Source organism: Klenkia sesuvii (assembly GCF_037083825.1).
Lineage (GTDB): Bacteria > Actinomycetota > Actinomycetes > Mycobacteriales > Geodermatophilaceae > Klenkia > Klenkia sesuvii.
In genome coordinates this window covers 165,722-184,653 of record NZ_JBAPLU010000002.1, presented here as the reverse complement: position 1 = coordinate 184,653, position 18,932 = coordinate 165,722, and the positions used below count along the sequence as shown (strand labels likewise).

Sequence of the window (18,932 nt, the reverse complement as noted above, 5' to 3'; positions counted from 1 at the left end):
ATGCAGGCCGTCCAGTCCGCAGAAGATGTGGTTGTGACCGGGCGATGACGCCAGTGTTTCCGACCGCTTCCGGCCTTGAACCGGCAGATCGTGAGCGGAAGTCACAAAACGGTGACGGTCGTGGACGGCCCCCCACGGTCTGCCTAGTGTCCTCCTGGTCGTACCCGGGTCGACAGGTGCCGGCCAGGTGCGACGTGGCTCGTCCACAGTCCGGTCCGGGCGCCGATCGTGCCCGGACGGGCAGACCAGGTCAGATCCCCCCGCCTCGGCGGGTCGAGGGAGGCAAACGAAGGTGAAGTTCAGCAAGCGCGGCGCAGTGCTGGTCTCGACCGGCGTCGCCGGCGCGATGGTGCTGTCGGCCTGCGGCGGCGGCAGCGGCAGCGGTGGCGACTCGGAGTCCTCCGGCGAGGGGCGGGTCGTCTTCGGCGAGTCCACCGACTTCCCGGAGAACCTGTTCCCCAACATCGCGGCAGGCAACGCGACGTCGACGGCGAACATCATCCACGGGATCCTGCCCGGGGCCTTCAACGCGCTCCCGGACTTCAGCATCGTCTACAACGAGGACCTGCTGACCGAGGAACCCACCCTCGACACCTCCAGCGGCGCCCAGGTGAACACCTACCAGATCAGCCCGGACGCGGTCTGGAGCGACGGCACCCCGATCACGGCCGCCGACTTCGAGTTCACCTGGCGGTCGAGCCGGTCGGGTGACCCGGCCGACGGCGGTTGCCCGGCGAACCTCTCCACCACCGGGTACGAGCAGATCGCCTCCGTGGAGGGCTCCGGGGACGACGACAAGACCGTCACCGTCACCTACGAGACGCCCTTCTCCGACTGGCAGTCGCTGTTCAGCGGGGACTTCGGCGGGGGCATCCTGCCGGCCCACCTGATGGACGACGACGACCCGGCGGTCCTGTGCGACACGCTCACCAAGGGGTGGCCGGTCTCCGAGGGCATCGTCGGCGACATCTCCGGCGGTCCCTGGCAGCTGACCGCCGACAACATCGACGTCGGCAGCCAGATCGTCATCCTGACCCCCAACCCCGAGTGGTGGGGCGAGCCGACCGGGCTGGCCCAGCTGATCATCCAGAACATCGGCAACGACCCGACCACCGCGGTGCAGGGCATCCGCTCCGGCGAGCTCGGCGTGATCTACCCGCAGCCGCAGCTGGACCTGGTCGACCAGATCGAGGGCCTGGAGCCCAACGTGTCGAGCGAGATCACCTTCGGTCTCTCCTTCGAGCACCTGGACTTCAACACCACCTACGGCCCGCTCGGTGAGCTCGCGGTGCGCCAGGCGTTCACCATGGCCCTGGACCGGCAGGAGATCGTCGACCAGACCGTCGGCCAGTTCTCCTCCGACGCCGAGGTGCTGCAGAACCGGATCTACTTCAACAACCAGCCGCAATACCAGGACACCGCGCCCGACGAGTACAAGACGCAGAACACCGAGCTGGCCAAGCAGACCCTCGAGGGGGCCGGTTGGGTGCTGGGTCCGGACGGCGTCTACGCCAAGAACGGCCAGCGGCTGACGGTGCAGATCGACACCACCACCAACAACCCGCTGCGCCAGACCACGATCGAGGTCATGATCCCGCAGCTGGCCGAGGCCGGCATCGAGGCGACGTTCAACGCCAACCCGGACATCTTCGAGAGTGCCGAGTCGCCGACGTCGCTGGAGGCCGGCGGCTTCCAGGCCGCCGTCTTCGCCTGGGTGGGGTCGCCGTTCCGCGCCGCCACGCAGTCGATCTACTCGCAGCCGCAGGGCGACAACGTCCAGCAGAACTACTCGCGCCAGGGCACCCAGGAGATCGACGACCTGTTCGCGCAGTTCGTCAGCGAGCCCGACCCCGACCGCCAGGCCGAGCTGGGCAACGAGATCGACGCCCTGCTGTGGGGCCAGGTGGCCACCGTGCCGCTGTACCAGAAGCCCACGTTCATCGCGTACCAGAGCTCGATCTCCGGTGTCGAGGACAACTCGACGCAGGCCGGACCGCTCTGGAACTCCGACACGTGGACGGTCCAGTGACCCGCTGACCTGACGGTCGGCACGGACCACCGCACCACCTGATCGCAGATCACGTCGCGGCCCCCGGGGGCACCCCCCGGGGGCCGCGCTGTGCCTGGACGTCCCCCGCTGACCAGGCCGTCCCGACCGGACGACCTCCGCTCCCGGCGTAAGGTCCCCGCATGTTCTTCTTCACGATCCGACGGATCATCGCGTCCGTCTTCGTGTTGCTGGCCAGCTCATTCCTGGTCTTCGCGCTCTGCGCGGCCAGCTTCGACCCGCTGGCTCGGTACTACTCCCAGAACCCCCGGCCCCCGCAGACCTTCTTCGACAACCTGCGCGACGAGCTGGGTCTCAACGACAACTTCTTCGTCCGCTACTGGAACTGGCTCTCCGGTGTGCTCACCGGGGACTTCGGCGAGACCGTCAACGGCACGCCGGTGGCCGACCAGCTCGGCGGTCGGCTCTGGGTCACCGGCCGGATGATCGTGCTCGCCATTGTCATCGCGGTCCTGCTCGCCATCATCGTCGGCGTCATCGGCGCCGTGCGGCAGTACAAGCCGTCGGACTACGCCTTCACCTTCGTGGCCTACCTGCTCATCGCGCTGCCCACGTTCTGGTTCGCCGCGATCCTCAAGGAGTTCGTCGCCGGCGGCATCAACGACCTGTTCGGTCGCCAGGTGCTGTTCACGCTCGGTGAGGAGACACCCGGGCTCGCCCTGTACGCCGACGGGTGGGAGATCTGGACGGACCGGCTGGGGCACCTGGTGCTGCCCACCATCAGCCTGGCCCTGCTCTCCTTCGCGGCCTGGAGCCGCTTCCAGCGCTCGGCCATGCTCGACGTGCTGGGGTCGGACTACATGCGGCTGGCCCGCGCGAAGGGGCTGCCCTACCGCCGGGTCGTCCTCAGGCACGGTCTGCGCAACGCGTTGATCCCGTTGACCACCGTCGTCGCCCTGGGCATCGGCACCCTGTTCGGCGGAGCGATCATCACCGAGCAGGTCTTCGTCTGGAACGGCATGGGTCGTTACCTGATCCAGAACGGCATCGGCCAGGACGACATCAACGTCGTCCTCGGCTGGCTGCTGGTCAGCGCGGTCTTCGTCGTGCTGTTCAACCTCGTCGCCGACGTCCTCTACGCGGTCCTCGACCCGCGCATCCGACTCTCCTGACCGGCAGAGGAGAACCCCCCATGGCCACCACCCAGGCCGCCGCCGAGGCGGCCGTCCCCGCCGAGCCCGGCGCGCCGGTCGGCGGCGGCGTCGACCGCGAGTTCACCGTGAAGGCCCGCAGTCAGCGCCAGCAGATCCTCCGGCGCTTCCTGCGCAACAAGGTCGGCATGACCGGGCTCGTCATCTTCGTGCTGCTGCTGGTCTTCGGCTTCCTCGGCCCGCTGGTCTACGGCACCCAGTACTCGACGCTGAACTCCTCCGCGCAGTCGGTGCCGCCGGGCAGCCCCGGCTACCCGCTGGGCAGCGACGAGATCGGCCGCGACCTGCTGGCCGGGCTCATGCAGGGCGTGCAGCGGTCGCTGTTCATCGTCGTGCTGTTCGTGGTCATCGCCCTGCCGCTGGGTCTGCTGGTCGGCGCGCTGGCCGGCTACTTCGGCCGCTGGGTCGACAGCGTGCTGATGCGCTTCGTCGACCTGGTCCTGACCGTGCCGCTGCTGGTCGTGCTCATCGTCGTGGCCAGCAACTTCCCGTCCAGCCGCACGCCGCTGGGCGTCGGCATCATCCTGGGGCTGTTCGGCTGGCTCGACCTGGCCCGCATCGTGCGCAGCCAGTTCCTCTCGCTGCGCGAGAAGGAGTACGTGGAGGCCGCGCACGCCCTCGGCGCCTCCAACGTCCGGATCATCTTCAAGCACCTGATCCCCAACGCCCTGGGGTCGCTGATCGTCTGGACGACGCTGGCCGCGGCCACCGCGATCATCCTCGAGGCGTCGCTGACCTACCTCGGCTTCGGTGTCAACGGGGCCAACCAGACGTCACTGGGCCGCCTGGTCTCCGACGGGGTGCAGGCCACCACGACCCGGCCCTGGCTCTTCTACTTCCCGGGCATCACGCTGTTGATCATCGTGCTGTCGATCAACCTGATCGGCGACGGGATCCGCGATGCCTTCGACCCGAGCAACCGCCGCGTGCGGGCCTGAGGGGCAGTCCATGAGCATCACCACGAACACCGACCCGACGGCGCCGCTGCTGTCGGTCGAGGACCTCAACGTCCGCTTCCCGACCGAGGACGGGCTGGTGCACGCCGTGCGCGGGGTGGACTACACGCTGCGGTCCGGTGAGGTGCTCGGCATCGTCGGCGAGTCCGGGTCCGGCAAGTCGGTCACGTCGCTGGCCGTGATGGGGCTGCTCCCGGCCTCGGCGCGGGTGAGCGGGTCGGTGAAGTACCGCGGCCAGGAACTGCTCGGCCAGCGCGACCGGGCGATGTCCCGGGTGCGCGGCAAGGGCGTGTCGATGATCTTCCAGGACCCGATGACGTCGCTGGACCCGGTCTACCGCGTCGGGTACCAGATCGAGGAGACGCTGCGGGTCCACGACCGCACGCTGTCGTCGCAGGCTGCCCGGGCCCGCGCGGTCGACCTCCTGACCATGGTCGGCATCCCGAACGCGGCCGAGCGGGTGCGGTCCTACCCGCACGAGTTCTCCGGCGGTATGCGCCAGCGCGTGGTCATCGCGATCGCGATGGCCAACCAGCCCGACGTCATCATCGCCGACGAGCCCACCACGGCCCTCGACGTCACCGTGCAGGCCCAGATCCTGGAGGTGCTGCAGACCGCGCTGTCCGAGACCGGTGCGGCGATGGTGCTCATCACCCACGACCTCGGCGTGGTCGCGGGCATCGCCGACCGGGTGCTGGTCATGTACGCCGGTCGCCCGGTCGAGGTCGGCGGCGTCGAGGACATCTACTACGAGCCGCGCATGCCCTACACCCTCGGGCTGCTCGGCTCGCTGCCCCGGCTGGACTCCTCGACCAAGCAGCGGCTGACCCCGATCAAGGGCGCACCGCCCTCGGTGGTCAACATGCCACCGGGGTGCCCCTTCGCCCCCCGGTGCCCGCTGCACGTGGCCGAGTGCGACACCACCGAGCCCGCTCTCCTCGACGTCGGCCGCGGGCACACCGCGGCCTGCATCCGCACCGACGAGGTGGGCCGGGCCCACGGCGAGGCCGCGGCGCTGTTCGACGAGACCGCCGCCGACGACGACGCGCCACGTGGGGGCCGGGCCGACGCGTCCGGCACTGTCGGCACCACCGACACCGGCGCGCCCGGCGACCCGGTCGGCGAGCGCACCGACCCCACCCCGCAGCCGGGCACCGGCTCGCTGCTGGACCCGACGCCGGAGGAGGCGGACCGACGATGACGAGCACCCGTGAGCCCATCCTGAGCGTGCGCGGTCTGGAGAAGCACTTCCCCATCAAGGGCGGCGGGCTGATCAAGCGGACCGTCGGCGCGGTGCGCGCAGTCGACGGCCTGGACCTGGACCTGTACCCCGGCGAGGTGCTCGGCCTGGTCGGGGAGTCCGGCTGCGGCAAGTCGACCACCGGGCGGGCCATCCTCAACCTGCAACCGGCCACCGGCGGCTCGGTTGTGTTCCAGGGCCGCGAGCTGGTCGGGCTGGACCGCAAGGCGATGCGCCCGCTGCGGCGGGACATCCAGATCGTCTTCCAGGACCCCTACGCCTCGCTCAACCCGCGGCTGCCCGTCTTCGACATCGTCGCCGAGCCGTTGATCATCCACGGCCTGACCACGGACCAGGCGGAGCTGCGGGAGCGGGTGCGCACCCTGGTCGAGACCGTCGGGCTCAACCCCGAGCACACCAACCGCTACCCGGCGGAGTTCTCCGGCGGTCAGCGCCAGCGCATCGGCATCGCCCGCGCGCTGGCGCTGGAGCCCAAGGTGCTCGTGCTCGACGAGCCGGTGTCGGCGCTGGACGTGTCGATCCAGGCCGGTGTCATCAACCTGCTCGAGGACCTGAAGGAGCGGCTGGGCCTCTCCTACCTGTTCATCGCGCACGACCTGTCGGTGGTGCGGCACATCTCCGACCGGGTCGCCGTCATGTACCTGGGCAAGATCATCGAGGTGGCGCCGCGGGACGAGCTGTTCGACCGCCCGACCCACCCCTACACGCAGGCACTGCTCTCGGCGATCCCGCTGCCCGACCCGCGCCTGGAGCGCAACCGGCAGCGGATCATCATCACCGGCGACGTGCCCAGCCCGGCCAACCCGCCCTCGGGCTGCCGGTTCCGCACCCGCTGCCAGAAGTTCGCCGGCGAGCTCAGCGACACCCAGCGCGAGAAGTGCATGACCGTCGAGCCGCCGCTGGAGCCCCGCGGGCCGGAGCACCGCAGCGCCTGCCACTACGCGGAGGCGCGGACGATCCTGTAGGGGATCATGGCCGGGTGTCCCCGTCTGGTCGTCGTCTCCTGCTCGTGCACGCCCACCCCGACGACGAGTCGATCAACAACGGCGCCACCATGGCCCGCTACGTCGCCGAGGGCGCGCACGTCACCCTGCTCACCTGCACGCTGGGGGAGGAGGGCGAGATTCTCGTCCCCGAGCTGGCCGGGCTGGCCGCCGACCAGGCCGACCAGCTCGGCGGCTACCGCATCGTCGAGCTCGAGCGCGCCATGGCCGCCCTCGGCGTCACCGACCACCGCTTCCTCGGCGGCACGGGGCGCTGGCGGGACTCGGGCATGATCGGCACCCCCGCCAACGCCCACCCGCGCGCGTTCTGGAACGCCGACCTCGACGAGGCCACCGACGCCGCGGTCGCCGTCCTCCGCGAGGTGCGCCCGCAGGTGGTCGTCGGCTACGACGAGCACGGGGGGTACGGCCACCCCGACCACATCCAGGCCCACCGGGTCACGATGCGGGCGGTCGAGGCCGCCGCCGACCCCGCCCACCGGCCCGACCTGGGCGCCCCGCACACCGTCGCCAAGGTCTACTGGACGTGCGTGCCGGTCTCGGTGCTCCAGCAGGGGCTCGACGCGCTGGCCGCCGCGGACACCGCGTACGACGGGGTGACCGACGCGCGCGCCGTCCCCTTCGCCGCCGAGGACGACGACGTCACCTGCGAGCTCGACGGCGCCGCCCACCGCGCCGCCAAGGCCGCGGCGATGGCCGCCCACGCCACCCAGCTGACCCTGGACGGCGACTTCTACGCGCTGTCCAACAACCTGGGCCAGGAAGTGCTCACCACCGAGTACTACCGCCTGGTGCGCGGCGAGCGCGGCCCGGGCGCCGGTCCGGCCGGCCGGGAGACCGACCTGTTCGCGGGCCTGTGAGGCTCCGGTGAGGCGTGTGGTCACCCTCGGCTGGGGGGTGCTGGCCGCCGTGGTCGCGGCGTGGCTGGCCGTGGTCGAGGTGCTGTGGTTGCCCCTGCGCGTCGGGCCGGTGCCGGTGCCGGTGTCGGTGCTGGCCGCCGCGGCGGGCAACGTGCTGCTGGTCGCCTGGGCCCTGCGCCTCTCGGGCTCCCGCGTGGTGGCCGTGCTGCCGGTGCTGGTCTGGGTGGTCGTCGCCGTGGGCGCGTCGGTGCGACGACCCGAGGGTGACCTGCTCATCACCGGCGCCACCACCGCCAGCCAGTGGGTGGGGCTGGGGTTCTTGCTGGTGGGGGTGCTGTTCGGCTCGTTCTCCGTCGGCCGGGTGCTCAGCCGGCCGCGCGCCGGTAGTGGTACCGGTGGTGCTCGATGAACCCCAACCGCCGGTACAGCTCCCGGGCCGGGGCGTTGGAGGCCACCACCTGCAGGTAGCAGTACCCGGCACCCTCCCGGACCGCCCAGCCCTGCAGCCCGCGGGTCACGGAGGTGGCCAACCCCCGGCGGCGGGCGCCCTCGGCCACGGTGACGGCGCTGACGCCCAGCCAGTCGTCGGTGCGCACCCCGCGGGCGACCGCCAGCACCGCGCCGTCCTCGGCCCGGACCGAGGCGAACACGACCCGGTCGGCCCCGGTGAGCACGGTCGTGGCGCCCGCCGGCAGGGGCCCGTCGCCGTGCTGCCGGCACGCCCGGAGCCAGGCCTCGTCGGGCTGGGGGGCGAGGTGCACCGGCGCCGGGGGCTCCGGCGTCCGGTCGTCGAGCTCGACGGTGAGCACGAGGGTGTCCTCGTCGCGGTCCCAGCCGGCGGCGGCGAGGACGGCGTCGGCGCCGCGGGCCTGCCGGCCGGGCAGCTGCACGCAGGGGCGCAGCCCGCGCGCGCGGTACCACTCCTCCACCGCGCGCACCGCGGCCGGTAGCGGCACCCCCGGGTCGCCGACCGCGAGCGCCGAGTGCGCCCGGCTGGAGTACCCGCCGCCCCCGGCGCGCAGCACCCAGTCACCCAGCCGCTCGGCCTCGGTGCCGCGCCACCCCCGTGCCGCCAGGAGCTCCAGCTCGACGACGTCGAGCGGACTGCGGCGCTGGCCCACGGACCCTCCTCGCTCGACGGTGGGGGTGAGGCGACCCTGGCCTCGCTGGACCCGTCACCCGGTTCCATACTGGACCCCACCCCAGACCCGTTCTGGTCCGCACCCCGGAGGGACCCCGTGACCTACGTCATCACCCAGGCCTGCGTCGACGTCCTCGACAAGGCGTGCATCGACGAGTGCCCGGTGGACTGCATCTACGAGGGCGACCGGATGCTCTACATCCACCCCGACGAGTGCGTCGACTGCGGTGCGTGCGAGCCGGTCTGCCCGGTCGAGGCCATCTACTACGAGGACGACGTGCCGGACAAGTGGAAGGACTTCTACAACGCCAACGTGGAGTTCTTCTCCGAGCTCGGCAGCCCGGGTGGCGCGGCCCGCACCGGCAAGGTCGGCAAGGACCACCCGCTGGTCGCGGCGCTGCCGCCGCAGGGGGAGTGACCTCCCGCTCGCTGCCGGACTTCCCCTGGGACTCGCTCCGGCCGGCCCGCGCGCGGGCGGCCGAGCACCCGGGGGGCGTGGTCGACCTGTCGATCGGCACCCCGGTCGACCCCACGCCCGACGTCCTGCGGACGGCGCTGGCCGACGCCGCCGACGCCCCCGGCTACCCGACGGCGCTGGGCACCGCTGACCTGCGCACCGCCGCGGCGGACTGGCTGTCGCGGCGACTGGGCGTGACGGTGGCCGACCCGCTGGGGGCGGTCCCCTCGGTGATCCCGACCGTGGGTTCCAAGGAGCTCGTCGCGCTGCTGCCGACCCTGCTCGGGCTGCAGGGCGGCACCGTGGTCATCCCCGAGGTCGCCTACCCGACCTACGAGGTCGGCGCGGTCGTGGCCGGGCTGTCGGTGCTGCGCAGCGACACCCCGCCCGCCGACGTCGCCGACCCGGTGCTGGTGTGGCTGAACTCCCCGGGCAACCCGCACGGCCGGGTGCTGTCGCCCGAGCAGCTGCGGGCCTGGGTGGCGTGGGGCCGCGAGCGCGGCGTGCCCGTGGTCGCCGACGAGTGCTACGTCGAGCTGGGCTGGGACGTCGCACCCACCTCGGTGCTGCACCCCTCGGTCGCCGGGCCCATGCACGACGGGCTGCTCGCCGTCCACTCCCTGTCCAAGCAGTCCACGGCCGCGGGGTACCGGGCCGGGTTGCTGTCCGGCGACCCGGCGCTGGTCGCCCGGGTGTGGGAGGCCCGGCGGCACCTGGGCCTGCTGGTGCCCGGCCCGGTGCAGGCCGCCATGGCCGCCGCGCTGGGCGACGACGGGCACGTCGAGCTGGCGCGGTCGCGCTACGGGGCCCGCCGCGACAGGCTGCGCGCCGCGGTCGAGGCCTGGGGCGGGCGCGTCGACCACTCCGAGGCCGGCCTCTACCTGTGGGTCACCCGCGACGAGGACTGCTGGACGACGGTCGACCGGCTCGCCGACCTGGGCGTCGTCGTCGCCCCGGGGGCGTTCTACGGCCCGGCGGGGGAGCGGCACGTGCGCCTGGCCCTGACCGCCACCGACGAACGCGTCGACGCCGCCGTGGCCCGCCTGACCGCCTAGCGGGACGGCCCACCTAGACCGCGAGCTGGAGCAGCAGCGCCCCGGCGTCCGTGCCGGTCTGCGCCCAGCCCTCGGCCGGGGTCCAGGTCCAGTCGGCGAAGCGCACCTGGGTGAGCTGCAGGTTGCGGGCGTGGGCGACCGCCCAGGTGGCCTCGGGCCAGCCGCCGGCGGCCACGGACACGACCCCGCCGTCCAGGACCGTGGGGGAGCCGGCCTCCCGGCGGACGACGTCGGCCACGGCGGCGGCCCGGGCGTCGACCGGCCCGTCGGCGTCGGGTGGGCGGTAGGTGCACGAGAGCGCTGCGGGGGCGCCGGAGAGCAGTGCACCGGCGAGCACGGTGCCCATCTCCTCCCACTGCTGGTAGGCCTCGGGGAAGCCCGAGCGCTGCACCGCCTGGGCCACCTCGGTGAGGCGACCGGTTTCCCAGCCCGGCACCTCGACCAGGCCGTCGAGGAACTTGCCGGTCGCGTAGACCGGGTCCTGCACCTGCTCGGGGGTGCCCCAGCCCTGCGAGGGACGCTGCTGGAACAGGCCGAGGGAGTCACGGTCGCCGTAGTCGAGGTTGCGCAGCCGGGACTCCTGCTGCGCGGTGGCCAGCGCGATGGTGGTGGCCCGCTCGGGCAGCCCGCGGGAGCGGGCGACGGCGGCGATCGTGGCCGCGTTGGCGGCCTGCTCGTTGGTCAGCGTCAGCGGTGAGCCCGCGACCGTGCAGCGCCCCGCCACCGGCGGCACCCCCTGGCTGTCGGTGTCCCACGAGAGGCCGACCACGGCGACGACCACGACCAGCAGCGGCGCCCAGAGGCCGGCCATGCGGCTGGTCCGCTTCGTGCGCCTGCGCCGCCGCTGGGGCGGCCGGGCCGGCCGGGGCCGAGGACGCGCCGCGGCGGGGCGGGCCGCCGGCCGAGCGCTGGTCACCGCTCCCAGGGTAGGCGCTGACTACCGTGTGACCCGTGACCGAGCCCCTGCTGCCCGGTGTCCGGGCCACCCGCGTCGAGACCACCCGCCTGACCCAGCAGGTGCTGCACCGCGAGGACGTCGACCCGGGCGGCGGTGGCGACGCGGTGCTGTTCGTGCACGGCAACGTCAGCTCGGCGCTGTTCTGGCAGCAGCCGCTGCTGGCCCTGGACCCATCGTGGCGGGCGCTGGCGGTCGACCTGCGCGGGTTCGGCGGCACCGACCCCGCCCCGGTCGACGCCACCCGCGGCGTGCGCGACTGGGTCGACGACCTGCAGGCCCTGGTGACCGCGCTCGGGCTGGAGCGGGTGCACCTCGTGGGCTGGAGCCTGGGCGGTGGCGTCGTCCTGCAGTACCTCCTCGACCACGCCGAGCGGGTGGCCTCGGTGACCCTCGTGGCGCCCGTGTCGCCCTACGGCTTCGGCGGGACGGCGGGGCCCGACGGCCGGCGCGTCCACCCCGACGGCACCGGCGCCGGGGCGGGCGGGGCCAACCCGGACTTCGTGGCGGCCCTGGCCGCCGGCGACACGTCGGCCGACGCACCGACCAGCCCCCGGTCGATCTTCCGCGCCTTCTACGTCGCGCCGGACAACCTGCCGGTCGACGAGCGGCTGGAGGACGTGTTCGTGGCCTCGATGCTCACCACCCGCACCGGGGAGGACCACTACCCCGGTGACGTCGTCGCGACCGAGGCCTGGCCCGGTGCGGCGCCGGGCGGGCGGGGCGTGCTCAACACGTTGGCGCCGACGGTGCTCGACGTCTCGGGCATCGCCGAGCTGGCCGCGAAGCCGCCGGTGCTGTGGGTCCGCGGGGACGCCGACCAGATCGTGAGCGACACGTCGGCCTTCGACCTGGCCTTCCTCGGCTCGATCGGGGCGGTGCCCGGGTGGCCCGGCCCGCAGGCGTTCCCGCCGCAGCCGATGGTGACGCAGACCCGGTCGGTGCTCGACCGGTACGCCGCCAGCGGCGGTGCCTACCGCGAGGTGGTGCTCCCGGCGGTCGGGCACTCACCCCACGTCGAGCGCCCGCAGGAGTTCGTCGTCGCCCTCCTGGAGCACCTGACCACCCCGCCCGCCGAGCCCGCCGGGCTGACCTGAGCCGCTAGTTGGCGTGCAGGGCGGCGTTGAGGGCCCCCCAGTCGCCGTCGCGCGGCAGGGCCTCCAACGCGCCCGACACCGAGTTGCGGCGGAACAGCAGCCCCGGCCGGCCCGAGAGCTCGAGCGCCTTGACCACCGAGCCGTCGGGCAGGGTCACCCGCGACCCGGCGGTGACGTAGCAGCCGGCCTCGACGACGCTCTTGTCGCCGAGGGAGATGCCGATGCCGGCGTTGGCACCCAGCAGGCAGCCCGAGCCGATCGAGACGACCTGCTTGCCGCCGCCGGAGAGGGTGCCCATGATCGAGGCGCCGCCGCCGATGTCGGAGTCGGCCCCGACGACCACCCCGGCGGAGATGCGGCCCTCCACCATCGAGGGGCCCAGCGTCCCGGCGTTGAAGTTGACGAAGCCCTCGTGCATGACCGTCGTGCCCTCGGCCAGGTGGGCACCCAGCCGCACGCGGTCGGCGTCGCCGATGCGGACGCCGGAGGGCAGCACGTAGTCGACCATGCGGGGGAACTTGTCGACGTGGGTGACGGTGACGTGCCCGTGGGCGGCGCGCACCTTCGCCGCGCGCACCGGGGTCCAGTCGGCGGCCTCGACCGGGCCGGCGCTGGTCCAGGCGACGTTGGTCAGCAGGCCGAACTGGCCGTCGAGGCTCAGCCCGTGCGGGCGGACCAGCCGGTGGGAGAGCAGGTGCAGCCGCAGGTAGACGTCGTGCGCGTCCACCGGGGCCGCGGACAGGTCGGCGATCGTCGTCCGCACCCCGATGACCTCGACGCCGCGGGCGTCGTCGCCGCGCACGAGCGAGCCGAAGTCGGGACCGAGCTCGCCCTCGAGCTCGAGCGTGCCCAGCCGTTCAGTGCCGGTGGTGGCCACCTCGCCGAGGGACGGGGACGGGTACCAGGTGTCGAGGACGACGCCGGCGGTGGTCACGGTGGCCAGGCCGACGGCGGTGGCGCCGGTCAGTGCATCAGTCACGACCGGCGAGGTTACCGACCGTAGGCTCCCTCCCGTGACAGCTCCGGCCCTCGACCTGACCGCCGACGTCCTCACCCTGACCCGAGCCCTGGTCGACGTCCCGTCCGTGTCGGGCACCGAGGAACCCCTGGCCGACCTCGTCGAGGCGGCCCTGCGCGCCCTCGGCGGCCTCGAGGTCGTGCGGATCGGCAACAACGTGCTGGCCCGCACCGACCTGGGTCGGGACACCCGCGTCGTGCTGGCCGGACACCTGGACACCGTGCCGATCGCCGACAACGTGCCCAGCCGGCTGGAGACCGTGGACGGCGAGGAGCGGCTCTACGGCTGCGGCACCAGCGACATGAAGGCCGGGGACGCACTCATGCTGCGGGTGGCCGGTCTGCTCGGGACGCCGGACGCCGCCCCGGCCCGCGACCTCACCTTCGTCTTCTACGACAACGAGGAGGTCGAGGCGGTGAAGAACGGCCTCGGCCAGGTGGCGCGCGAGCTGCGGGGCTGGCTGTACGGCGACCTCGCGATCCTGCTCGAGCCCACCGACGGCGACGTCGAGGGCGGCTGCCAGGGCACGATGCGCGTCGTCCTCACCGTGCCGGGGGAGCGGGCGCACAGCGCGCGGTCGTGGCTGGGGCGCAACGCGATCCACGGGGCGTCGTCGATCCTGGCCGTGCTCGACGCGTACGAGGCGCGCGAGGTCGAGATCGACGGGCTGCAGTTCCGCGAGGGCCTCAACGCCGTCCGCATCGAGGGCGGGGTGGCCGGCAACGTCGTCCCCGACGAGTGCCGGGTGACCGTGAACTTCCGGTTCGCCCCCGACCGCGACGAGGACGCCGCCGAGGCGCACGTGCGCGCGGTGTTCGCCGACGCGCTGGCCGCCGGCGCGAATCTCGAGGTCACCGACATGTCCGGCGGCGCGCTGCCCGGGCTGGCCGAGCCCGCCGCGGCGGACTTCGTGGCCGCCGTCGGTCGGCCGGCCCGGGCCAAGCTCGGCTGGACCGACGTGGCCCGGTTCGCCGCCTTCGGGATCCCCGCGGTCAACTACGGTCCCGGTGACCCCAACCAGGCCCACCAGCGGGGCGAGCACGTCCGGGTCGACCGCCTGCAACCCGCCGAGGACGCCCTGGTGGCCTACCTGACCGCACCGACGAGCACGGGGGAGACGGCATGAGCGACAACGGCACCCGGCGGGCGCCGCGGCGCACCCGCGGCCCGGTCCAGCTGCGCGGCGGGGAGCCCGACCCCCGCCGCGAGGGGACGACGACCGACCAGCGGCTGCTGGACTCCCGCGGCCCCTCGGACTGGGTGCACGCCGACCCTTGGCGCGTGCTGCGGATCCAGGCCGAGTTCGTCGAGGGCTTCGGCCTGCTCGCCGAGCTGCCCCGGGCGGTGAGCGTGTTCGGCAGCGCCCGCACCAAGCCCGACGACCCGTTCTACGCCGCAGGTGTGCAGCTGGGCGCGGCCCTCGCCGACGCCGGGTACGCCGTCATCACCGGGGGCGGTCCGGGCGCCATGGAGGCGGCCAACAAGGGTGCCTGCGAGGCCGGCGGCACGTCGGTGGGGCTGGGCATCGAGCTGCCGTTCGAGCAGGAGCTCAACGAGTGGGTCGACGTCGGCATCTCGTTCCGCTACTTCTTCGTGCGCAAGACGATGTTCGTGAAGTACGCGCAGGCGTTCGTGATCCTGCCCGGCGGGTTCGGCACCCTCGACGAGCTGTTCGAGGCGCTCACCCTGGTGCAGACCACGAAGGTCACCCGGTTCCCCGTGATCCTGTTCGGCACGGCGTACTGGGCCGGGCTGCTGGACTGGATCCGGGGCACGCTGGCCGACCACGCCATGATCTCCCCCAAGGACCTCGACCTGCTCACCGTCACCGACGACGTCGCCGAGGCGGTGCGGGTCATCCGTGCGGCCGAGGCGGCGCGGGAGGCCGCCGGGCAAGACTCCGGCGGGCCGGCGCCGGTCGAGGGGTGACCGGGTGCTGACGTTCGTCGTCTTCGTCGTCGGACTGGTCCTGGTGGGCGGGTTGCTGTTCCTGGGCGCCGCGCTGCTGCTGGGGCGGGGCGAGACGCAGCCGCCGGCCGAGCTGGACCGCTCGCCGGTCGAGCTGCCCGACGACCGGGCGGTGACCGGGGACGACGTGCGCGCGCTGCAGATCTCGGTGACGGTGCGCGGGTACCGCATGACCGAGGTCGACTGGCTGCTGGAGCAGCTGGCGCAGACCATCGACGAGCGCGACGTCGAGATCGCCCGCCTGCAGGCCGACCTCGACGCCGCAGCACCCACCCCCGTCGAGGAGGAGCAGCCCCGTGCCTGAGCTGGTGGAGACCGTGGACGTCGCCGCGCCGCCGGAGGTGGTGTTCGCCGCGCTGGTGGACTGGCCCACCCAGGGCGAGTGGATGCTGCTGACCGACGTCCGCACGGTGGACGGCGACGCGCAGGGCGTGGGCGGCCGCATCGAGGCGCGCACCGGGGTGCCGCTGCCCGGCGGACGGCGGCTCGGCGTACTCGACCGCATGACCATCACGGGCTGGGACCCGCCGTCGGTGGTCGACGTGCGGCACACCGGGCGGGTGGTGCGCGGCACCGGCAGCTTCCAGGTGCGCCAGCGCGACGGCGGCTCGACGTTCATCTGGGTGGAGACGCTCGACCTGCCGCTCGGCGCGCTGGGACGGCTGGGCTGGCCGCTGGTCAAGCCGGCGTTCGTGGCCGGCGTCCGCCTGTCGCTGCGCCGGTTCGCCCGCTACGCGGAGTCGCGCGCCCGCTGAACCCGCAGCGCCGCCCACCCGGCGGAGACGGCCAGCACGACGCCGACCACCACCAGCAGGGTGACCCCGTAGTCGCGGGGCAGGAAGGACGTGTCACCCACGTCCCCGCCGAAGCCGAGCACGAACGGCAGCGCCACCAGGGCGACCGAGCCGCTCACGGCGAACCCCACCACGACGGGGGCGCGGGCGGGGCGGGGCAGCACACGGGTGGCCAGCCACCCCAGGCCGACCCAGACCGGGGCGATGACCAGGTCGTGCAGCAGGGCCCCGCTGATGAACCACACGGCCCAGCTGCCCAGCGCCGACGTGCTCAGCGAGCTCCACAGCCCGTACCCGCCGACGCCCACAGCCAGCAGGCCGGGTACCAGGAACAGCCAGCGCCACCACGGCGTCAGCGCCGACCGCAGCGGTCGCGCCCGGTCGCTGCGGTAGCGGGGATCGGGCTCCGCGCGGACGGCGCTCACGAGCCCACCCCGGCCGCACCGGGGGCGATCCGGCCCAACCACTTGGTCTGCATGGCCCCGGGACGGTTCGGTGCGATCAGCCGCACCGGGTAGCCGTGGTCCAGGGCCAGCTCCTGGCCGTTGACCTGCAGGGCCAGGAGGGTCTTGTCGCTGTCGGCGTGCGGGCGCCCCACGGTCGAGACGCGGTAGGAGCCACCGGTCTGGATGGACTCGACGTGGACGACGGTGCCCGGCGGGTGCCCGGCGGCGGCCAGCACGTCCCGCAGCCGGGGGCCGGTCCAGTCGGCCCCGGCGCTCCACCCCTCGACGCAGGTGATGGGGAGCCGCTCGGTGTGCTGGGGCATGGCCTGCAGGTCGGCCAGGGTGAGCTCGAGCCGGGTGGGCCCCTCCACCACCAACCGGTACTCCGGGTCCCGGGCGGAGTCGGTGACCCCGGCGGCGACGGCGGTCTGGTTGACCGGCAGCCCCTGCGGGCCGACCCCGGGGATGCGCGGGGCCAGCACCGACACCTGCGCCAGCGGGGAGATCGTCTGGCCCCACTGGGTCAGCGCCACGGCGCCGGTGGCCACGGCGGCCGTGGCGACGAAGGCGCGACGGCTGACCGCGCCCTCCTCCTCGGCGGCGGTCTCGTCCTGGGCCCGCTCCGCCTCCTCGGCCGGGAGACCGGCGACCGAGGCCGCGGTGCCGCGACGGGCGAGACCCCGGCGGATGTGCGGGGCGTAGGCGCCCACGTGGGTGAGCACGGCCCCGAGGGCGACCCACCCGGTCCAGAAGTGGGCGGTGCGGAACCCGAACCCGAACGGGTACCACTGGCTGATGTTCACCAGGCCGGTGACCAGCATGAACACGGCGCTGCCGACCAGCACCAGGATGGACACGCGGGCCACCGCCTTGGCCGGCGTGGCGGCCGGGGGCCAGCTGAACAGCTGGGGGTAGACCGTCCACAGCTTCACCAGCAGCAGCGGGATCAGGGCCAGCCCCACCATCACGTGGGTGCCCTGCGTGACCCGGTAGAGCCACACGGGTTCGGCGGGCCAGACGAACCAGCTCGGCGGTTCCTGGATCAGGTGGCTGACCAGGCCGGTGAGGAAGCAGACCACGAAACCGGCACCGAGCCACACGCCGACCCGGGCCGCCCGGCGTTCGGTGTGCAGCGGGCTGGTGAAGGCGCCGTCGGCGAGGGGCCCGCGGCGCAGCGCGTCGGGCGGGTCGGGCAGTCGCGCGCCGAGCACCCGGTCCAGCGGTGCGGTCACCGGGTCTCCCTCCGTCGGTCCGGTCGCCCCACCGGCGGGGCGACCGTCGTAGTGGTGTTCGTACCCCGACGCCCGTCCGGACGGGTCACAGCAGGCCCGCGATCTCCTCGACGGTGCGCCGCATGCGGCTGGTCTCCGGGCACAGGGCGGCGACCTCCACCGCCTCGGGCCAGTGGTCGACGTCGGTGAGCACGGGCAGGTCGAGCACGGCCAACCCGGCGGCCTCGAGGGCGGCGCGGGTGTTGTCCGCGGTGTCCTCCCGCGACATCGGGACGTCGGGCAGGACGGCGGCTGCTTCTGGGGAGTGGACGCCGAGGGCCCACCAGCCGCCGTCCGGGGCCACCCCGAGCGCCGCCGTCCCGGGGCCGGCCGCCACGAGCCGGGCGAGGCAGTCGGTGAGCAGCTCGGGGCTGATCTGGGGGGTGTCCATGCCGACCAGCAGCGTGGGCAGGTCGCCGTCGCCGTCCATCGCGGCCGCGAACGCGGCCGCCAGCCGGGTGCCCAGGTCCCCCTCGACCTGCGGGACGACGACGAGGTCGTGCAGGTCGAGGTCACCGGGCGGGCCGTCCAGCGCGACGACCCGCCGCTGCACGGGGGTGGCGCGCACGACGTCCAGGGTGTCGCCGACCGCGGCCTCGGCGACCTGGCTGGCCTGCAGCGGGGTGCAGGGCGGGGTCAGCCGGGTCTTGCTCCGCCCGGGCACCGGTGCCTTGGTGATGACCAGCAGCTGGGTCTCACTGCTCCGCAGGGGTTCCGGTGCTGCGCCGCTCATCGGGCCAGCACCCGGGACATGTCGCGCACGGTCTTGGCGGTGCCGAGCACGGTGCCGGTCACCTTCGACTTCGTCCCGTCGGCGCGGGGGTGGTAGTCGACGTCCAGCTCGCGGATGCGCCACCCGGCGTCCGAGGCCCGCGTGACCATCTCGAGGGGGTAGCCGAACCGGCGGTCGGTGATGCCCAGGTCCAGCAGGTCGGTCCGGCGCGCGGCGCGCATGGGGCCGAGGTCGTGCAGGCGCAGCCCGGTGCGGCGGCGCATGAGCACGCTCAGCGCGGTGTTGGCGACCCGGGCGTGCGGCGGCCACGCACCCCGGCCGGTGGGCCGGCGACGGCCCAGCACCAGGTCGGCCGCACCCGCCTCGACCGGGCCGGCCACACGGGGGAGCTGCTGGGGGTCCATCGAGGCGTCGGCGTCGCAGAAGCAGACGACGTCGGCGGTCGCGGCCTCCAGGCCGGCGTGCGCGGCGGCGCCGAAGCCGCGCTGCGGGACGTGCACGACGGTCGCGCCGTGGTCGGTGGCGATCTGGGCCGACCCGTCGGTCGAACCGTTGTCGGCGACGATGGCGCGGTAGCCCTCGGGCAGGCGGGACAGGACCCAGGGTAGCGCGCCGGCCTCGTCGAGGCACGGGAAGACGACGTCGGGCACCAGGGGACGCTAACCGCGGGCGGGGCCGACCGCCCGGTGAGCACACG

21 protein-coding genes are annotated in these 18,932 nt (G+C 73.6%); 14 read left to right on the top strand and 7 right to left on the bottom strand.

What is annotated here, in order from left to right; genetic code table 11:
• The first annotated feature begins 292 nt into the window (after positions 1–292).
• From TEK04_RS02740 to TEK04_RS02710, 7 genes are all read left to right on the top strand, one after another.
• Positions 293–2,029, top strand: coding sequence for an ABC transporter family substrate-binding protein (locus tag TEK04_RS02740; RefSeq protein ID WP_336402772.1), 1,737 nt, complete (start codon positions 293–295; stop codon positions 2,027–2,029).
• 161 nt (positions 2,030–2,190) lie between these two features.
• Positions 2,191–3,180, top strand: a complete 990-nt coding sequence (locus TEK04_RS02735) for an ABC transporter permease (protein ID WP_336402771.1) — start codon at positions 2,191–2,193, stop codon at positions 3,178–3,180.
• Between the two features lie 20 nt (positions 3,181–3,200).
• Positions 3,201–4,157 (top strand): ABC transporter permease, encoded by a 957-nt coding sequence (locus TEK04_RS02730; protein WP_336402770.1) that lies wholly within the window; start codon positions 3,201–3,203, stop codon positions 4,155–4,157.
• A 10-nt stretch (positions 4,158–4,167) separates the two neighbouring features.
• Entirely contained in the window at positions 4,168–5,376 is a 1,209-nt protein-coding gene (locus tag TEK04_RS02725) for an ABC transporter ATP-binding protein (RefSeq protein WP_336402769.1), read from the top strand.
• Complete coding sequence (locus TEK04_RS02720; RefSeq protein WP_336402768.1) at positions 5,373–6,401, top strand: ABC transporter ATP-binding protein; 1,029 nt, start codon at positions 5,373–5,375, stop codon at positions 6,399–6,401. The genes TEK04_RS02725 and TEK04_RS02720 overlap by 4 nt, the downstream gene beginning before the upstream one ends.
• Before the next feature lie 14 nt (positions 6,402–6,415).
• Complete coding sequence (mshB, locus tag TEK04_RS02715) at positions 6,416–7,300, top strand: N-acetyl-1-D-myo-inositol-2-amino-2-deoxy-alpha-D-glucopyranoside deacetylase (RefSeq protein ID WP_336402767.1); 885 nt, start codon at positions 6,416–6,418, stop codon at positions 7,298–7,300.
• Positions 7,301–7,307: 7 nt separating this feature from the next.
• Entirely contained in the window at positions 7,308–7,709 is a 402-nt protein-coding gene (locus TEK04_RS02710; protein WP_336402766.1) for a hypothetical protein, read from the top strand.
• Here TEK04_RS02710 and TEK04_RS02705 read toward each other — a convergent pair.
• A complete protein-coding gene (locus TEK04_RS02705; RefSeq protein ID WP_336402765.1) occupies positions 7,666–8,421 on the bottom strand; it encodes a GNAT family N-acetyltransferase in 756 nt (251 codons plus the stop codon). The two genes, TEK04_RS02710 and TEK04_RS02705, sit on opposite strands and share 44 nt — an antisense overlap.
• Before the next feature lie 117 nt (positions 8,422–8,538).
• Here TEK04_RS02705 and fdxA point away from each other — a divergent pair, with 117 nt between their 5' ends.
• Together fdxA and dapC are read left to right on the top strand one after the other, a co-directional pair.
• Positions 8,539–8,859, top strand: coding sequence for a ferredoxin (gene fdxA / locus TEK04_RS02700; protein ID WP_091056825.1), 321 nt, complete (start codon positions 8,539–8,541; stop codon positions 8,857–8,859).
• The gene (gene dapC / locus TEK04_RS02695; protein ID WP_336402764.1) at positions 8,856–9,953 is read left to right on the top strand and encodes a succinyldiaminopimelate transaminase; all 1,098 of its coding nucleotides are present in this window, start codon (positions 8,856–8,858) and stop codon (positions 9,951–9,953) included. The genes fdxA and dapC overlap by 4 nt, the downstream gene beginning before the upstream one ends.
• Before the next feature lie 13 nt (positions 9,954–9,966).
• On the opposite strand, the gene TEK04_RS02690 is transcribed toward dapC, so the two are convergent.
• Positions 9,967–10,764 (bottom strand): hypothetical protein, encoded by a 798-nt coding sequence (locus tag TEK04_RS02690; RefSeq protein WP_336402763.1) that lies wholly within the window; start codon positions 10,762–10,764, stop codon positions 9,967–9,969.
• Positions 10,765–10,904: 140 nt separating this feature from the next.
• Between TEK04_RS02690 and TEK04_RS02685 the strand changes: the two genes are divergently transcribed.
• Entirely contained in the window at positions 10,905–12,005 is a 1,101-nt protein-coding gene (locus TEK04_RS02685; RefSeq protein ID WP_336402762.1) for an alpha/beta hydrolase, read from the top strand.
• Between the two features lie 4 nt (positions 12,006–12,009).
• Here TEK04_RS02685 and dapD read toward each other — a convergent pair whose 3' ends face one another.
• Positions 12,010–12,984, bottom strand: a complete 975-nt coding sequence (gene dapD, locus TEK04_RS02680) for a 2,3,4,5-tetrahydropyridine-2,6-dicarboxylate N-succinyltransferase (RefSeq protein WP_336402761.1) — start codon at positions 12,982–12,984, stop codon at positions 12,010–12,012.
• Between the two features lie 34 nt (positions 12,985–13,018).
• On the opposite strand from dapD, the gene dapE reads away from it, so the two are divergent.
• From dapE to TEK04_RS02660, 4 genes are read left to right on the top strand one after another with little or no spacing between them, the layout of a single operon-like run.
• Positions 13,019–14,149 (top strand): succinyl-diaminopimelate desuccinylase, encoded by a 1,131-nt coding sequence (gene dapE / locus TEK04_RS02675; RefSeq protein WP_336402760.1) that lies wholly within the window; start codon positions 13,019–13,021, stop codon positions 14,147–14,149.
• Positions 14,146–14,952 (top strand): LOG family protein, encoded by an 807-nt coding sequence (locus tag TEK04_RS02670; RefSeq protein WP_336402759.1) that lies wholly within the window; start codon positions 14,146–14,148, stop codon positions 14,950–14,952. The genes dapE and TEK04_RS02670 overlap by 4 nt, the downstream gene beginning before the upstream one ends.
• Positions 14,953–14,956: 4 nt before the next feature.
• Positions 14,957–15,295 carry a DivIVA domain-containing protein gene (locus tag TEK04_RS02665; protein ID WP_336402758.1) on the top strand — a complete coding sequence of 113 codons (339 nt, stop codon included), beginning with the start codon at positions 14,957–14,959 and terminating at the stop codon, positions 15,293–15,295.
• The gene (locus TEK04_RS02660; protein ID WP_336402757.1) at positions 15,288–15,746 is read left to right on the top strand and encodes an SRPBCC family protein; all 459 of its coding nucleotides are present in this window, start codon (positions 15,288–15,290) and stop codon (positions 15,744–15,746) included. Before TEK04_RS02665 ends, TEK04_RS02660 begins: the two co-directional genes overlap by 8 nt.
• Here the strand turns inward: TEK04_RS02660 and TEK04_RS02655 are convergent.
• The 4 genes from TEK04_RS02655 to TEK04_RS02640 all read right to left on the bottom strand — a co-directional run bounded on the left by TEK04_RS02655 (position 15,722) and on the right by TEK04_RS02640 (position 18,885).
• Positions 15,722–16,210, bottom strand: coding sequence for a hypothetical protein (locus tag TEK04_RS02655; protein WP_336402756.1), 489 nt, complete (start codon positions 16,208–16,210; stop codon positions 15,722–15,724). The genes TEK04_RS02660 and TEK04_RS02655 overlap by 25 nt on opposite strands.
• A complete protein-coding gene (locus TEK04_RS02650) occupies positions 16,207–17,463 on the bottom strand; it encodes a molybdopterin-dependent oxidoreductase (protein WP_336402755.1) in 1,257 nt (418 codons plus the stop codon). Before TEK04_RS02650 ends, TEK04_RS02655 begins: the two co-directional genes overlap by 4 nt.
• 85 nt (positions 17,464–17,548) lie before the next feature.
• Entirely contained in the window at positions 17,549–18,235 is a 687-nt protein-coding gene (locus TEK04_RS02645; protein WP_336402754.1) for a TIGR04282 family arsenosugar biosynthesis glycosyltransferase, read from the bottom strand.
• Positions 18,232–18,885, bottom strand: coding sequence for a glycosyltransferase family 2 protein (locus tag TEK04_RS02640; protein WP_336402753.1), 654 nt, complete (start codon positions 18,883–18,885; stop codon positions 18,232–18,234). The genes TEK04_RS02645 and TEK04_RS02640 overlap by 4 nt, the downstream gene beginning before the upstream one ends.
• Positions 18,886–18,932: the final 47 nt, after the last annotated feature.

Coding starts and splice junctions, on each gene's coding strand:
- TEK04_RS02720 (WP_336402768.1), top strand. CDS start 5,373: ATGACGAGCACCCGTGAGCCCATCCTGAGCGTGCGCGGTCTGGAGAAG.
- TEK04_RS02645 (WP_336402754.1), bottom strand. CDS start 18,235: ATGAGCGGCGCAGCACCGGAACCCCTGCGGAGCAGTGAGACCCAGCTG.
- TEK04_RS02735 (WP_336402771.1), top strand. CDS start 2,191: ATGTTCTTCTTCACGATCCGACGGATCATCGCGTCCGTCTTCGTGTTG.
- TEK04_RS02670 (WP_336402759.1), top strand. CDS start 14,146: ATGAGCGACAACGGCACCCGGCGGGCGCCGCGGCGCACCCGCGGCCCG.
- TEK04_RS02690 (WP_336402763.1), bottom strand. CDS start 10,764: ATGGCCGGCCTCTGGGCGCCGCTGCTGGTCGTGGTCGTCGCCGTGGTC.
- TEK04_RS02725 (WP_336402769.1), top strand. CDS start 4,168: ATGAGCATCACCACGAACACCGACCCGACGGCGCCGCTGCTGTCGGTC.
- TEK04_RS02730 (WP_336402770.1), top strand. CDS start 3,201: ATGGCCACCACCCAGGCCGCCGCCGAGGCGGCCGTCCCCGCCGAGCCC.